This is a genomic window from Haloferax sp. Atlit-12N, from assembly GCF_003383095.1.
GTDB lineage: Archaea > Halobacteriota > Halobacteria > Halobacteriales > Haloferacaceae > Haloferax.
In genome coordinates, this window is the sequence record NZ_PSYW01000001.1 from 1,318,657 (window position 1) to 1,331,707 (window position 13,051).

Here is a 13,051-nt window from a genome sequence, read left to right on the forward strand (position 1 = left end):
CGAAGCGGACGCGCCACCAGAGCTATCCATCGGCTGGCAGATACTGCTCGTATGAACCGCGAGAACTGGCACGCCGTCGTCCTCCTCGTTCTCGGGGTCGCCCTCCTCGCGAACCCGCTTTTCCTCTATCCCGACGACGTCTCCTACGAGAAGACGTACACCTACGAGGCGTCGGCGATTGACTACCTGCCGCACACTTCGGACGCGTTCTACCGGGTCAAATCGTGCGGCTGGAACCCCCTCCAGTCGGCGGAGTGCGCCGGCATCATCGACATGGCTCGCGGCGACCCGGTCGAACTCGAGTTGGACCCGGACCGCGACGTCGACCCCGAGTTCTGGTCGTTCGACTACGTCAGAACCGACGGCCGCTACTTCGAACCGAACGCGACGCTCGACGGGCGCACCCTCACGCTCTCGCTCCAGCCGGTTTCGACCGAGACGGTCAAGCGCAACCTCTCGGAGGACCTCGACGAGTCGCCGCGGTACGTCCGCGAGGCCGTCCGAAACGGCAGTAGCACCGTGACCGAGGAGGAACTGTACGAGCCGGAGACGCACTACGTCGCGTTCGAGGGCCGGTACTACATCGTCGAACCGGCCGAAAGCGAGCGCGTCCCGACCGGCTGGGGGTGGAAAGCGCCCTCCGACGCGGCTATCGAGGCGATGCGACTCGCGGCGTGGATCGGCGGCGTCGCGTGCGTCTGGCGAGCGGGCGAGTGGACCGAACGCGGTCGCTGACGGCTGTGAGAAACGAGAGAGAGCGCGGGGAGCGTGAGTCGGCTTACGTCCCGTGGGCCCAGCTACCCATGTACTCGCGCTGTTCGTCGGTCATCGAGTCGAACTCGATGCCCTCGGCTTCGAGTTTGATTTCGGCGACCTCGCGGTCCAGTTCGTCGGGCACGTCGTGGACGCCGGCGTCGTAGGCGTCGCCGTTCTCGACGAGTTCGCGGACGACGACGGCCTGCACGCCGAACGACTGGTCCATGACCTCGACCGGGTGGCCGAGCGCGATGGGTGACGCGAGGTTGACGAGGCGGCCCTCGGCGAGGACGTTCAGGCGGCGGCCGTCTTCGAGTTCGTAGGCGTCGACGCCGTCGCGGGCCTCGTACTCGTCGACGGCGAGGTCCGACAGCGCGTCGAGGTCGATTTCGATGTCGAAGTGGCCGGCGTTTGCGAGGAGGACGCCGTCTTTCATGTTCTCGAAGTCCTCGCGGGTGATGACGTCCCGGTTGCCGGTGGTCGTGATGAACACGTCGCCGACCTTCGCGGCCTCTTCCATCGGCATCACGTCGTAGCCCTCCATGTGGGCTTCGAGCGCGCGGCGGGGGTCGACCTCGGTGACGATGACGTCGGCGTTCTGGCCGGACGCCTTCTTGGCGACGCCCTTGCCGCAGTAGCCGTAGCCGCCGACGACGACGTTCTTCCCGGCGTAGGAGAGGTTCGTCGTCATGGCGATAGTGGCCAGCGACGACTCGCCCGTGCCGTGGACGTTGTCGAACAGGCGCTTCATCGGCGTGTCGTTGACGGCGAAGACGGGGTAGTTCAGTTCGCCGTCTTCGTCCATCGCGCGGAGGCGGTGGACGCCGGTCGTGGTCTCTTCGGCCCCGCCGACGATGGTGTCGATGAGTTCGGGGTACTCCTCGTGGATAGTGAACACCATGTCCATGCCGTCGTCGACCGTGACGGTCGGCTCGTGGGCGATGACGGCGTCGATGGCCGCGTAGTAGCCCTCGTCGTCGACGCCGCGGACGGCGTAGGAGGTGATGTCGTCGTTGGCGTCGAGCGCCGCCGAGACGTCGTCGTGGGTCGAAAGCGGGTTACAGCCGGTGATGGCGACTTCCGCGCCGCCGAGCGCCAGCAGTTCGACGAGGTTCGCCGTCTTCGCCTCGACGTGCATCGCCATGCCGACGACCTCGCCGTCGAGCGGCTGTTCCGACTCGAACTGCTCGCGGAGCTCCTGCAGGATGGGCATGTGCTGGAGTGCCCAGTCCATCTTGCGTCGTCCCTCCGTCCGGGCGGCCTCGACGTCGTCGAGGTGCTCGGAGACGGGAGCGTAGTGTTCGCTCATACCCGTGGGTTCGGAGAGGGGTCCGAAAACCCTACCGAAGGCGGTCGCCGCCCCCGAATCTACAAGTGTCAACGGAGAGATTGTACCGCCGAGGGCCGATGCTCGTCATAGATAACGGCAAGACGCTCGCCGAACAGGAGCTGTTCGCGCTGATGAGCGCCCCCGCGGTTCCGGACCTCCTCCGCGTCGCCGACGAGCCGCTGACGGTCAAAGAGCTGAGCTGTCGGGCCGACGTGCCGCTGTCGACGGCCTACCGGGAGGTCAAGCGACTCCACGAGGCGTCGCTGTTCGAGAAGTCCATCATGGTCGACCACAGCGACGGGCGGCACGTCGCGCAGTACCACCGGACGTTCGAGCGCATGGAGGTCAGCGTGACCGACGACGGACTGCGCATCGAGTTGGCCGGGTAGCGAGGTCGGAAAGTGGCGGCAGTAGTGGCGGCGAACGCGGCGAGTCGGAGGCGGCGGGGTCGAAGACGGCGATTCAGACGCGCTCGCGGAGCGACGCGACCGCCTCGCGGGCTCGGGCCATCACGGCGTCCTCGTCGAGCGTCAGCACCTCGCGGTCCCGCATCAGCACCCGGCCGTCGCAGACCGTGTGGCGAACGTCGGAGCCGCGGGCGGCGTACGCGAGGTGGCTCACGAGGTCGTTCGCGGGCGTGAGGTGCGGCGCGTCGAGGTCGACGACGGCGAGGTCGGCCGCGCCGCCGACTTCGAGCGCGCCGCCGGGGAGGTCGATGGCGTCGGCGGAGCCGGCGGTCGCCATCCGCACCACGTCGGGGGCGGCGACGGCGCTGGCGTCGTCCGCGGCGAGTTTGCCGAGCATCGCGGCGTCGCGCATCTCGTCGAACATGTCGAGGTCGTTGTTCGAGGCCGCGCCGTCGGTGCCGAGGCCGACCGTGACGCCCGCGTCGAGCAGTTTCTGGACGGGAGCCATGCCGGAGGCGAGTTTCATGTTCGAGGCCGGGCAGTGGACGACGCCGGTGCCCGCCTCGGCGAGCAGGTCGATTTCCGCGTCGTCGACGTGGACGCCGTGAGCGAGGAAGTCGTCGGCGGTGAGCATGCCGAGGTCTTTCGCGTACGACAGCGGGCGCTCGCGGCGTTCGTCGACGATGGGGTCGACCTCGTCCGTCGTCTCGTTGGCGTGGTAGTGGACCGGGATGCCCTCGTCGTGCGCGTCGGCGACGAACTCGCGGAGGTACTCCTCCGCGACCGTCGTCAGCGAGTGCGGCATCGCGGCGGTCCGAATCCGGCCGTCGGCCGCGCCGTCGAACTCGCGGGCCACGTCGAGGCTCTCATCGATGTCGGCCTGCGCGTCCTCATCGCCCTTGCCGAGCGTGACGACGCCGTGGCCGAGGCGGGCGCGGAGGCCGGCCTCCTCGACCGCGTCGGCGACCTCGGGGACGTGGAAGTACATGTCCGCGAACGCGGTGGTCCCCGACTTAATCATCTCCACGAGGCCGAGTTCCGCGCCGACGCGCACGTCCTCGGGCGTGAGCGCGCCCTCCGCGGGCCAGATATCCTCGCGGAGCCACGCGTCGAGCGGCTTGTCGTCGGCGTAGCCGCGCAGGAGCGACATCGCCACGTGGCAGTGGGCGTTCACCAGACCGGGCGTGACGAGACAGCCCTCGGCGTCGAGCGTCTCGTCGGCCTCGGCGTCGAGGTCCGCGCCGATGTCGAGGATAGTTCCCTCGTCTCGGTCCACGAGTACGTCCGCGTCCTCGACCGTCGCGTCGGGACGGAGCACCTGTCCGCCCGCGATTCGGAGCGTGTTCATGTCGCTCGTTCGGGTCGGCGGGGTGGTGAATCCACCGTCTCGCGGCCGCGAGGGACGATCGCCCGTTCCGGCTCTGAGCGGGCCGAATACCGGCGGTAGTCCGATTCCCGAAAATCGAGAACGAGCACGCCCTCTTAGGGTCGAACCCCCAGTATGGGGGGATATGGAGCCCCCGTCGAACCTCGCGCTCGTTCCGGGGCACGTCCAAGGCAGTCCGTGGATGACCGCGGTCGTCGTCCTCGCGGGCGTCTCGTCGGTCACGCTGGCCGCGCTCGGCGTCGCCGTCTTCCTCCGGCGGCGGACGCGGTCGCACCTGCTCGTCGCGCTGGCGCTCTTGGCGTTCGCGTCGCGGGCGGCCGTCGCGGCGCTGACGCTCGGCGGCGTCCTCTCCGAGTTCGACCACCACGTCGTCGAACACCTCTTGGACCTCGTGATGGCCGGCCTCGTCCTCGCGGCCATCTACTACGCCCGGAGCATCGAGCGCGAGGCGGGGGTCAACGACCCATGAGTGAGACACGAACCCGCGTCGCCGACCACATCAAGCACAACCCGGGAGTCCATTTCAACGAGCTCGTTCGCGCACTCGACCTCGCCCCCGGCCAAGTACAACACCACGTCCGCAGACTGCTCTCCGACGAGACGGTCCGCCGCTCCGAGTTCTACGGGCGGACGCACTACTTCCCCCCCGAGTTCGACGCGTGGGAGCGCGGCGCGCTCGCGCTCGTCCGCCGGGAGACCGCCCGCGACATCCTCGGCCATCTCCTCGAACACGGCGACGCCCGCCCCGACGACGTGGCCGACGACATCGGCGTCGCCCGCAGCACGCTGGAGTGGCACCTCGACCACCTCGTCGAGCGCGACGTGGTCCGCAAGGAACGCGACCTGCACAACCGCGTGACGCTCGTCCTCACCCACCCCGAGCGGACGACCCGACTGTTAGACGACGTGTCGCCGTCGCTCCCCGAGCGATTCGTCGACCGGTTCGACCGCCTGCTCGACCACCTCGTCGAAGGGTAGTCGCGGGTCCGCGGAGCGGCGTTCCTACGCGTCCGTCTCGTCCGCCCCGGTGCCGTCTCGGAGTCGTTCGATGCGCGACGCCAGCGACGGCTCGAACGAGAGACGCGACCCCGCGCGGCCGGTATCGACCTCGTCGGCGGTCGCGTCGAGCGCGTCGGCGACGGCCGCGTGACCGACCCGTTCTGCCGCCGCCTCGTCGGCCCGATAGATGAGCCGCTTGCTCGCGTACTCGCCGGTCACGAGGAGTATCACGCCGATTCCGGCGAAGACCAAGAACGACAGGGCGAACCCAAACGGCGACCACGTGACGCCCCAGAAGACAAACGCGCCGACCGCGGTCACGGTGAACAGCCGAAGCCCGTAGACGTACCGAGCGGCCCGCGCGGCGTCGACCGCGAGGAGCGCCGAGACCGTCTCGTCGTCGTAGCGGTCGAGCAGCGAGTCGGTGAGAAAGAGCGTTTTTCGACCGATTGGACCGCGAACGAGATGGTCCGAGCGGTGGCCGCCGCCGTCGAGGAGGCGAACCCGAGCGACCGAGAGACCGGCGCGGTCGCACAGGCGGTCGAGGCGCTCGCGCGTCGCGTCGTCGGGGACCGTCGTCGTCTGCGAGACGCCCACGAGCGGTGCCGAAAAGACGTATGCGGCGGCTGCGAACGCGAGCAGGGTGAGCAGGCCGCTGGTCTCCAAGACCCGGAATTCGACTTGTAACACGGTCACCACGCAGAAGACGAGCGCCGCGATGAAGAGCTGATAGCGGAACATCTTCGCGGCCGCCGCTCCCGCGCCCATATCGGCGTCTCGCACGCGCCTCGCCACCGGGAACGCGCCCATGTACGAGACGGTCGCCACGACCGCGGCACCGACGCCGATGAGCGCCCAGCCGAGAACCGCCCACGGCCAGTCGGTCTGGAGGCCGACGGCCGCGAGGAGCGCCCGGTCCGCGTTCGTCCACCAGACGACGCCGACGAACAGGATGGCGGCGTAGAGCCAGTTGCTTCGCACTCGCTGTCTGAACCGCTGGACCGACGCGTCTCGGCGTTCGAGACGGCCGGCGCTGAGCCGGGACCAGCCGGCACCGAGGAGGGAGACGCCGACGAGCGCGCCGGCGAACGTGACGGGAGCCATAGATGACACTTCGAAGACGTGTCAAAAACCGTTCCGGCTTGCGAAAGTCAATTACCTCCGGGACGTGACGGAGAGGTATGCGAATCGCCGTGCCCAACAAGGGCCGCCTGCACGAACCGACGATAGAACTCCTGGAGCGTGCGGGACTGCACCTCGACAACGGTGCCGAACGCAAACTCTACGCCGGGACCGTCGACCCCGACGTGACCGTGCTGTTCGCCCGCGCCGCCGACATCCCCGAGTACGTCCGCGACGGGGCTGCCGAGGTCGGCGTCACGGGCCTCGACCAGGTCCGCGAGTCGGGCCACGAACTCGAAGACCTGCTCGATTTGGAGTACGGCAAGTGTCGGCTCGTCCTCGCCGCTCCCGAGGACGGCGACATCGAGACCGTCGAAGACGTGTCGGGCAAGGTCGTCGCCACCGAGTTCCCGCACATCGCGCGGACCTACTTCGAGGAGGAGGGCATCGACGCCGAGGTCGTCGAGGTTACGGGCGCGACCGAACTGACGCCGCACGTCGAGATGGCCGACGCCATCATCGACATCACCTCGACCGGGACGACCCTGCGGGTGAACCGCCTCGCGGTCATCGACGAGGTGCTGTCGTCGTCGGTCCGACTGTTCGCCCGCCCCGACGTGGTCGACGACCCGAAGGTCCAGCAGTTGCTCATGGCGCTCGAATCCGTCCGCTCCGCGGAGGGCAAGCGCTACCTGATGATGAACGCGCCGCGCGAGAAACTCGACGAGGTGAAAGAGGTCATCCCCGGCCTCGGCGGGCCGACCGTGATGGACGTCGCCGGCGACTCGACGGTCGCCGTCCACGCCGTCGTGAACGAACGCGACGTGTTCGAGGTCGTCAGCGACCTGAAGAACGTCGGCGCGAGCGGCATTCTCGTCACCGAAATCGAGCGGTTAGTCGAGTAAGCGACGCGGCCGCGTGCCCGTCGCATCCGTCAGTTCTTCCAGCGCAGGTCCGGCACCGTGACCGACGGGTCGAACCCGAGGTCGCCGCGACACGCCCGGACGTAGGCCGCGATACAGACCGCGCCGAGCACTATCGCGCCGATGCCGAGCAGGCCGGCCTCGGGGCCGAACGCACCGCCGGTAATCACGTCGGGGCCCCGCTCGGTCGTCTCGACGAGCGACGTGCCGAAGTCGAGGCCGCTGACCGCGAAGCCGAAGACGCCGCCCTGCACGAAGTTCCACGAGATGTGGATTCCCGTCGGGATGGCGAGGTCGCCGGTGAGCGCGTAGCCGAGGCCGAGCATGACGCCCGCGAGCGTGATGCTGGTCGTGCTGGCGAACCCCGCGTTCGGGTTGGCGTAGTGGGCGACGCCGAACACCGCCGACGAGACCGCGAGGCCGCCGGCGACCGCTACGTCCGGGCCGAACCGCCAGCGAAGCCCCTCGGCGACGTCGGTGAGGACGATGCCCCGGAGCAGGAGTTCCTCCGCGATGCCGACGACGACGAAGAACGCCAGGAGCGAGCCGACGCCGAGCAGTCGGTCGACGCCGAGCGGGGCGGGGGAGACTGCAATCCAGTCGGCGGCGACGCCGACGACGAAGATAGCGGTCATCAGCCCCGTTCCGAGCGCGAGTCCGAACGCGAGGTCGACCGCCCACTCGCGGTCGAACCGGAGACCGAGGTCCGCGACGGTCCGCCGGTCGACGTACCGCCCGACGACGAGGGCGGCGAGCCCGCTCGCTCCGACAGAGACGAGCGAGACCACGAGCGCGACGAGTCGACTGGATTCGGCGAGACCGCCGAGGGCGGCCGAGAGTGAGACGGCGACCACGAGCGAGACGAGGACGAAGACGACGGGCGTCGCGAGCAGCCGAATCGGGGCTCGCGGCCGGCGTTCCATGTCGTTCCAGAGGAGGCGACGGGGAGACACGACGGGTGGTTCAGCGGCCGCGGGCATGAAAGTACGGCGAGCGCGACCTCAGAAAGGAGCTGTCGTCAGGATGACCATGAGCCCGAACAGGACGAGGCCGAGGAGCACCGAGACGACGAAGTGGATGGTCACCACGTACGCCGACAGGCGGTTCGACCGGCCGTAGAGGTACTTGACGAAGCCGAAGTCGAGTCCGATTGCGAGCGCGAGCGCGACGAAGGAGTTCCAGCCGAAGGTGGTGAAGACAACGGCGATGGCCGCGGGAACCGGCCCGACGGCGAACGCCTTCTTGAGTTCCACGTCGCCGAGGACGTTCCGCGCGGCGATGTGGGCGGTGAGAGAGAGGAACAGCGCGAACAGCGCGAACGTTCCGGCGACGGCCGTGACCGGCGCACCGGCGGCCGTCTGCAAGGTGAGCGCGTCCATATCGGTCCGAGGGACGCGACTGACTTAGATTCGGTCGATTCGGGTCCCGGTTACGCGGCGCGGTCGGGAGGAACCGACGAGGTTAGAACGACCCGTTCAGGAGACCGAGTTCGGAGAGGCGCGAGATGATGACGTCGACCGCCGCTTCGGCGTCTTCCGGCTTCTTCCCGCCCGTGATGACGAGTTTGCCCGACCCGAAGAGAAGGGCGACGACGCTCGGTTCGTCGAGGCGATAGACGAGTCCCGGGAACTGTTCGGGCTCGTACTCGATGTTTTCGAGACCGAGGCCGATGGCGATGGCGTTGAGGTTCAGGTTCTCGCCGAGGTCCGCGCTCGTGACGATGTTCTGAACGGTGATTTCGGGGTCGTCGTCGACCGGAATCTGAAGCTCTCGGAGCTTGTCGAAGACGATTTCGAGGCTCTCGTGTACGTCGGCGGTCGACTTCGCGCCGGTGCAGACTATTTTTCCGGACCGGAAGATGAGCGCCGCGGACTTCGGCTCTTGGGTTCGGTAGACGAGTCCCGGGAACTGCTCGGGGTCGTAATCGGCGCCCTCGAGGTCCATCGCCACGCTCTGGAGGTCGAGCTCTTGGCCGATTCCCGTGGAGGCGACGACGTTTTCGATGTTGATTGTGTCCTTGGGGTCGGTCATGTAACGATTTAAGGCACGTATTTAAGGTTTAAAAAGATTGGTGCAAGGAATTGACAGCTTACGCGCGACGACGAATAATCCGGACGTTCCGGACGGTGACAACCGCACCGAGTAATGTCAATGAAATGGGAACTGCGAGGCGCGCGACCGCCGGTCTGAGCACCCAGTAGGCGGCGAAGAACAGAGCGACCGAGACGAGTTTTAACACCGCGAACGAGCCGGGTCCGGGGTCGCCACCCGAGATGAGTCGCACGACGGGGTTTCCTTCCTGCACGCCGGCCATCCTGACACCGAGGACGGTCGTGACGTAGTCGCCGAGGCCGTAGGCGAGCGCCGCTGCGCCCCAGAGGATGGCGTCGAGAGAGGCCATGCGGGTGGATTCGGAGCGGCCACTATAAGTCTCGTCGTCGCCGGGTTGTCACGTTCGGCGTCATCGCCATCGGTCGGCGTGTGCGTCACCACGCTCGCGGGTGCGACGACGACCGATACCCTCATTTCCGCGGCCCGTCAGGTCCGAGCGTGTACGGATTGGAACTCGCCGGCGAGGAAGACGCCTTCGCCGCCCGCGAGGCCGAGTCGGCCGCGACGGGCGTGACGGTCGTCGCCCCCGGCCTCGCCACCGCCCGTGGCGTCGAACCGGAGCGCGCGAGGCGACTCGCCTACACCCGCCGCGTCGTCGAACTGGTCGGGCGCTGCGCCCCCGACATCGAGGCCGCCCGCGCCGTCGTCGCGGCCGCGAACCTCGACCGCGAGGGGGCCGTCGCCGTCCGCGCCCGCGACGTGCGAGGGCTGACGGGTGTCAGCACGACCGACGCCGAGCGCGAACTCGGGTCGGCGCTCGTCGAGCGCGGCTTCGGCGTCGATTTAGACGACCCCGACCACGAGCTTCGGGTCTACTTCTCCGAGGACGCCTGTCTCGTCGGCTGGACCGCCGTCGAGGCCGTCCGCGACTTCGCCGACCGGAAACCGACCGACCGACCGTTCTTCCAGCCCGGGAGCATGGCCCCCGTGGACGCCCGCGCCTTCGTCAACATGGCCGGCGCGGAGCCCGGTGCCCGAGTTTTGGACCCGATGTGCGGCACCGGCGGCGTCCTCCTCGAAGCCGGTCTCGTCGGTGCCGACGTGGTCGGCGTCGACGCCCAGGCGAAGATGGTCGGCGGCGCGCGGGAGAACCTGCGTCACTACGTCGGCGCGGGCGACGTAATCCATGGCGACGCCACCGCGCTCCCCCTCCGCGACGATTCGATGGACGGCGCGGTGTTCGACGCCCCCTACGGCCGGCAGTCGAAAATCGCCCGGCACTCGCTTTCGGACCTCGTCGGCGGCGCGCTGGCGGAGGTCCGCCGGGTCGCCCCGGAGTGCGTGATGGTCGCCGACCGGTCGTGGACAGAAGAGGCCGAGGACGCCGGTTGGGAGGTCGAACGGGTGTTCGAGCGCCGAGTCCACCGGTCGCTGGTGCGGTACGTGCATCTGCTGCATCGGTAGTCGGAATCGGCGGGGGTGTCGGCGGCCTCGGTCGCAGGTCGCGGCCACCACCGCGTCGCGGTCGTTCGTGCTCTATTCAATTGCTCGACAGGACTATCCGCAAGCACGCCGAAGCGAAGGCATGTCGCGCACGGTTCGAAAGGTTCTCGCGGAAGCGTACGACCCCGACCCACGAGCGATGGTCATCGTCGCGATGGGGTCGTCGTTCCTGCTGTTTTCGCTCCTGTCGTCCCCGGACGTTTCGAACCCGTACTACCTGTTCGCCCTCGTGGTGGCAGTCCTCTCACTCGTCGTCTCGGTTGCGATGCTCGCCGTCGAGACGCTCCAGTAGTCGGGGTGGACGAGACCGCTACAACTCGACTCCTTCGACGGTGACCTCGCCGTTCGAGCCGACGCGCAACGTCACGAACTCGTAGTCATGAATTCGTTTGTCGTACGCCACCTCGCTGTCGACGAGAAGTTTCACGTCGCAGGTCTCGGCGTCGACCTGCCGGGTGAGCGTCTCCGTCTCGCCCGGCGAGAGTTCGATATCACCCTCGCGGCACGCGGGCTTCAGCACGACTTCGCCGGAGAAGCCGCCGCTGACCCGGACGCGAACGAGTTCCGAACCCTCGCAGAACTGCGGCCAGCCACACTCGTCCGTGGTGGTCGCGGTCTGCCCGGACTCGGTCGTCTCTGAGTCGGGAGCGGTTGTCGTCTCGGTCGTCGTCTCAGACGAGGATGCGGAGGGACTACCGAGGCACCCGGAGAGGAGGGCGAGCGAACCGAGCGACGCAAGGACCCGTCTGCGCTGCATGAAATGTAGTTTCGCAGTCAGAACAAATGTCTTGTGTCGGCGGGAGCCCGGGCCGCTTGTCCGGCCTATCGCTGCGCCAGAACCGTCTCGCCCGCCCGCACCGACTCGCCCTTCTCGACGACAACGTCCTCGGAGCCGTATTCCGGGGGTAACAGCACGTCGGCCCGGGAGCCGAAGTCGATGTGGCCGAGTTTCTGCCCGCGAACGAGTTCGTCGCCGGGCGCGACGTACGAGTGAATCCGGCGGGCGAACGCGCCGGCGATGAGCGACACCTCGTGGTCGCCTTCGTCGGTATCGAGTTCGATATCGACGCGCTCGTTGCGGTCTGAGTCCTTCGAGAACGCCGGTTTGTGCGCGCCGGGGCGGTGGCTGACGGTTCGGACCGCGCCGGAGACCGGCGCGCGGTTGACGTGCACGTCGGTGACGTTCATGAACACGCCCACGCGGACGCGACCATCCTCGACGCGAATCACGGAGACGTGCCCGTCGGCGGGGGAGACGATTCCCGGTTCGTCGGGCGGCGAGCGCTCGGGGTCGCGGAAGAACCAGAGGACGAACGCGCCGACTGCGAGGAGCAGCGCTCCGAGAGGCGGGAAGACGACCGCCGCGACCGCCGCGCCGACGAAGGCGGGGAGCGCGAACCGTCGGTAACCGGGTGCGAACTGCATCTATGCCTCGCCGCGGACTTCGGCTCCCCAACTCGTGAGGAGATGGGTGATGTGCAGGCGGTCGTCGATTCCCGTCGAGATGTCGAGGTCGACCTGCCCCGCGAGTTCGTGCAGGCGGGCGAGTTCGCCGTCGGCGAAGCGCTCGGGGGTCGAGTCGGCGACGCGGAGGATGTCTCGAAGGAGTTCCTGTCCCTCGTAACCCTCGTCGTCGAGGAGCGTCGTGAGGGTCTTACGGGCGTCCTTGATGTCGCCCTCGCGGGCGTTGATGAGGAGCGTCTTCAGTTCGTCGTCGAAGCCCACGTCGCCGAGGGCGGCGTGGACCGTGGACATGGTGACCTCGTCGGCCTCGGTTGCCGTCCGCTGGGCCGAGAGGATGGCCTTGCGGACGTTTCCGTTGGAGGCGTCGGTGAGGAACTGGAGGCCGCCGTCGTCGTAGTCGACGCCCTCGGCGTCGAGGATGTCGGCGAGGAGGGCTTCGAGGGTGTCGTCGTCGGGCGCGGGCATGGGAACCGGGAAGCACCGCGAGCGAATCGGCGGGATGAGCTTCGAGGGCTGGCGCGTGGTGATGACGAACTGCGTGGTCCGGTGGTGCTGTTCCATCACGCGGCGAAGCGCCTGTTGGAAGTCCTCGCGGATGGATTCGGCGTTGTCGAGGACGATGGTCTTGTACTCGCCGGACATCGGGGCGTAGCTGGCCGACTCCTTGAGCACGCGGTTTATCATGTCGCGTTTCGCCATGCGACTGCGGCCGTCGAGGAACTGCTCGAACCGCGGGTCGGCGCGAATCTGCTTTTTCGTCCGGTTGAAGAAGTCCGCGACGTTGAGTTCGATGAGGTCGTTTTCGGGGTCCGAATGCGCCTCGTGCGCCAGCGCCCGGACGGCGGCGGTCTTGCCGACGCCCGGCGGGCCCTGCACGACGAGGTTCATCGGTTCGTCCACGGCGCGTCGGAGGCGGTCGCGGACCTCCGGCTGTGGGAGGTCTTCGAGCCCCGGCGCGTGCGTCTCGGTCCACAGCGGCGCGTCCATTGGACTCCGGTAGCAGACGGTCGGGTAAGAATCGGTCGGTCCGGGGCGTCGGGTGGACTCGGGGTTCCCGTGGGCGAGCCCCGAGGCCGCGACGGATTCGACGCACGTTTAGTCCCGCCGC

At 68.2% G+C, this 13,051-nt stretch carries 17 protein-coding genes; 7 read left to right on the plus strand and 10 right to left on the minus strand.

Annotation, left to right across the window (positions count from 1 at the left end; genetic code table 11):
• Nucleotides 1-51 precede the first annotated feature (51 nt).
• A complete protein-coding gene (locus C5B90_RS06995) occupies nucleotides 52-735 on the plus strand; it encodes a hypothetical protein (RefSeq protein ID WP_115880155.1) in 684 nt (227 codons plus the stop codon).
• 43 nt (nucleotides 736-778) lie between these two features.
• On the opposite strand, the gene C5B90_RS07000 is transcribed toward C5B90_RS06995, so the two are convergent.
• Nucleotides 779-2,065, minus strand: a complete 1,287-nt coding sequence (locus C5B90_RS07000; RefSeq protein WP_115880157.1) for an adenosylhomocysteinase — start codon at nucleotides 2,063-2,065, stop codon at nucleotides 779-781.
• Between the two features lie 98 nt (nucleotides 2,066-2,163).
• Between C5B90_RS07000 and C5B90_RS07005 the strand changes: the two genes are divergently transcribed.
• A complete protein-coding gene (locus C5B90_RS07005; protein ID WP_004045280.1) occupies nucleotides 2,164-2,475 on the plus strand; it encodes a helix-turn-helix transcriptional regulator in 312 nt (103 codons plus the stop codon).
• Between the two features lie 73 nt (nucleotides 2,476-2,548).
• On the opposite strand, the gene C5B90_RS07010 is transcribed toward C5B90_RS07005, so the two are convergent.
• Entirely contained in the window at nucleotides 2,549-3,841 is a 1,293-nt protein-coding gene (locus C5B90_RS07010) for an amidohydrolase (protein WP_115880159.1), read from the minus strand.
• Between the two features lie 163 nt (nucleotides 3,842-4,004).
• Between C5B90_RS07010 and C5B90_RS07015 the strand changes: the two genes are divergently transcribed.
• The gene (locus C5B90_RS07015) at nucleotides 4,005-4,349 is read left to right on the plus strand and encodes a hypothetical protein (protein WP_058568349.1); all 345 of its coding nucleotides are present in this window, start codon (nucleotides 4,005-4,007) and stop codon (nucleotides 4,347-4,349) included.
• Nucleotides 4,346-4,858: a winged helix-turn-helix transcriptional regulator gene (locus tag C5B90_RS07020; RefSeq protein WP_004045277.1), complete on the plus strand. Its 513-nt coding sequence runs from the start codon at nucleotides 4,346-4,348 to the stop codon at nucleotides 4,856-4,858. Before C5B90_RS07015 ends, C5B90_RS07020 begins: the two co-directional genes overlap by 4 nt.
• A gap of 24 nt (nucleotides 4,859-4,882) precedes the next feature.
• Here the strand turns inward: C5B90_RS07020 and C5B90_RS07025 are convergent, their stop codons facing one another.
• On the minus strand, nucleotides 4,883-5,983 hold the full coding sequence (locus tag C5B90_RS07025) for a peptidase (RefSeq protein WP_115880161.1): 1,101 nt from the start codon (nucleotides 5,981-5,983) through the stop codon (nucleotides 4,883-4,885).
• Between the two features lie 77 nt (nucleotides 5,984-6,060).
• On the opposite strand from C5B90_RS07025, the gene hisG reads away from it, so the two are divergent.
• Nucleotides 6,061-6,906 (plus strand): ATP phosphoribosyltransferase, encoded by an 846-nt coding sequence (gene hisG, locus C5B90_RS07030; protein WP_115880163.1) that lies wholly within the window; start codon nucleotides 6,061-6,063, stop codon nucleotides 6,904-6,906.
• A gap of 29 nt (nucleotides 6,907-6,935) precedes the next feature.
• Here the strand turns inward: hisG and C5B90_RS07035 are convergent, their stop codons facing one another.
• The 4 genes from C5B90_RS07035 to C5B90_RS07050 all read right to left on the minus strand — a co-directional run bounded on the left by C5B90_RS07035 (nucleotide 6,936) and on the right by C5B90_RS07050 (nucleotide 9,325).
• Nucleotides 6,936-7,904, minus strand: coding sequence for a CPBP family intramembrane glutamic endopeptidase (locus C5B90_RS07035; RefSeq protein ID WP_115880165.1), 969 nt, complete (start codon nucleotides 7,902-7,904; stop codon nucleotides 6,936-6,938).
• A gap of 21 nt (nucleotides 7,905-7,925) precedes the next feature.
• Nucleotides 7,926-8,303: a hypothetical protein gene (locus C5B90_RS07040; protein WP_115880167.1), complete on the minus strand. Its 378-nt coding sequence runs from the start codon at nucleotides 8,301-8,303 to the stop codon at nucleotides 7,926-7,928.
• 82 nt (nucleotides 8,304-8,385) lie between these two features.
• A complete protein-coding gene (locus C5B90_RS07045) occupies nucleotides 8,386-8,955 on the minus strand; it encodes a TATA-box-binding protein (RefSeq protein WP_058826874.1) in 570 nt (189 codons plus the stop codon).
• Between the two features lie 58 nt (nucleotides 8,956-9,013).
• Nucleotides 9,014-9,325, minus strand: a complete 312-nt coding sequence (locus tag C5B90_RS07050; RefSeq protein WP_008091202.1) for a DUF5658 family protein — start codon at nucleotides 9,323-9,325, stop codon at nucleotides 9,014-9,016.
• Nucleotides 9,326-9,483: 158 nt separating this feature from the next.
• Between C5B90_RS07050 and C5B90_RS07055 the strand changes: the two genes are divergently transcribed.
• Both C5B90_RS07055 and C5B90_RS07060 read left to right on the plus strand, forming a co-directional pair.
• Nucleotides 9,484-10,440: a methyltransferase domain-containing protein gene (locus C5B90_RS07055; RefSeq protein WP_115880169.1), complete on the plus strand. Its 957-nt coding sequence runs from the start codon at nucleotides 9,484-9,486 to the stop codon at nucleotides 10,438-10,440.
• A gap of 121 nt (nucleotides 10,441-10,561) precedes the next feature.
• A complete protein-coding gene (locus C5B90_RS07060) occupies nucleotides 10,562-10,771 on the plus strand; it encodes a hypothetical protein (protein ID WP_115880171.1) in 210 nt (69 codons plus the stop codon).
• 18 nt (nucleotides 10,772-10,789) lie between these two features.
• Here the strand turns inward: C5B90_RS07060 and C5B90_RS07065 are convergent, their stop codons facing one another.
• The 3 genes from C5B90_RS07065 to C5B90_RS07075 form a co-directional block, all read right to left on the minus strand.
• Complete coding sequence (locus tag C5B90_RS07065; RefSeq protein ID WP_115880173.1) at nucleotides 10,790-11,236, minus strand: hypothetical protein; 447 nt, start codon at nucleotides 11,234-11,236, stop codon at nucleotides 10,790-10,792.
• Between the two features lie 65 nt (nucleotides 11,237-11,301).
• Nucleotides 11,302-11,904, minus strand: coding sequence for a protein sorting system archaetidylserine decarboxylase (locus C5B90_RS07070; protein WP_115880175.1), 603 nt, complete (start codon nucleotides 11,902-11,904; stop codon nucleotides 11,302-11,304).
• Nucleotides 11,905-12,930 carry an AAA family ATPase gene (locus C5B90_RS07075; protein WP_115880177.1) on the minus strand — a complete coding sequence of 342 codons (1,026 nt, stop codon included), beginning with the start codon at nucleotides 12,928-12,930 and terminating at the stop codon, nucleotides 11,905-11,907.
• Nucleotides 12,931-13,051: the final 121 nt, after the last annotated feature.

Bases quoted from the DNA above. Each gene is read 5' to 3' on its own strand.
- C5B90_RS06995 (WP_115880155.1), top strand. From the start codon at position 52: ATGAACCGCGAGAACTGGCACGCCGTCGTCCTCCTCGTTCTCGGGGTC.
- C5B90_RS07000 (WP_115880157.1), bottom strand. From the start codon at position 2,065: ATGAGCGAACACTACGCTCCCGTCTCCGAGCACCTCGACGACGTCGAG.
- C5B90_RS07005 (WP_004045280.1), top strand. From the start codon at position 2,164: ATGCTCGTCATAGATAACGGCAAGACGCTCGCCGAACAGGAGCTGTTC.
- C5B90_RS07010 (WP_115880159.1), bottom strand. From the start codon at position 3,841: ATGAACACGCTCCGAATCGCGGGCGGACAGGTGCTCCGTCCCGACGCG.
- C5B90_RS07015 (WP_058568349.1), top strand. From the start codon at position 4,005: ATGGAGCCCCCGTCGAACCTCGCGCTCGTTCCGGGGCACGTCCAAGGC.
- C5B90_RS07020 (WP_004045277.1), top strand. From the start codon at position 4,346: ATGAGTGAGACACGAACCCGCGTCGCCGACCACATCAAGCACAACCCG.
- C5B90_RS07025 (WP_115880161.1), bottom strand. From the start codon at position 5,983: ATGGCTCCCGTCACGTTCGCCGGCGCGCTCGTCGGCGTCTCCCTCCTC.
- hisG (WP_115880163.1), top strand. From the start codon at position 6,061: ATGCGAATCGCCGTGCCCAACAAGGGCCGCCTGCACGAACCGACGATA.
- C5B90_RS07035 (WP_115880165.1), bottom strand. From the start codon at position 7,904: ATGCCCGCGGCCGCTGAACCACCCGTCGTGTCTCCCCGTCGCCTCCTC.
- C5B90_RS07040 (WP_115880167.1), bottom strand. From the start codon at position 8,303: ATGGACGCGCTCACCTTGCAGACGGCCGCCGGTGCGCCGGTCACGGCC.
- C5B90_RS07045 (WP_058826874.1), bottom strand. From the start codon at position 8,955: ATGACCGACCCCAAGGACACAATCAACATCGAAAACGTCGTCGCCTCC.
- C5B90_RS07050 (WP_008091202.1), bottom strand. From the start codon at position 9,325: ATGGCCTCTCTCGACGCCATCCTCTGGGGCGCAGCGGCGCTCGCCTAC.
- C5B90_RS07060 (WP_115880171.1), top strand. From the start codon at position 10,562: ATGTCGCGCACGGTTCGAAAGGTTCTCGCGGAAGCGTACGACCCCGAC.
- C5B90_RS07065 (WP_115880173.1), bottom strand. From the start codon at position 11,236: ATGCAGCGCAGACGGGTCCTTGCGTCGCTCGGTTCGCTCGCCCTCCTC.
- C5B90_RS07070 (WP_115880175.1), bottom strand. From the start codon at position 11,904: ATGCAGTTCGCACCCGGTTACCGACGGTTCGCGCTCCCCGCCTTCGTC.
- C5B90_RS07075 (WP_115880177.1), bottom strand. From the start codon at position 12,930: ATGGACGCGCCGCTGTGGACCGAGACGCACGCGCCGGGGCTCGAAGAC.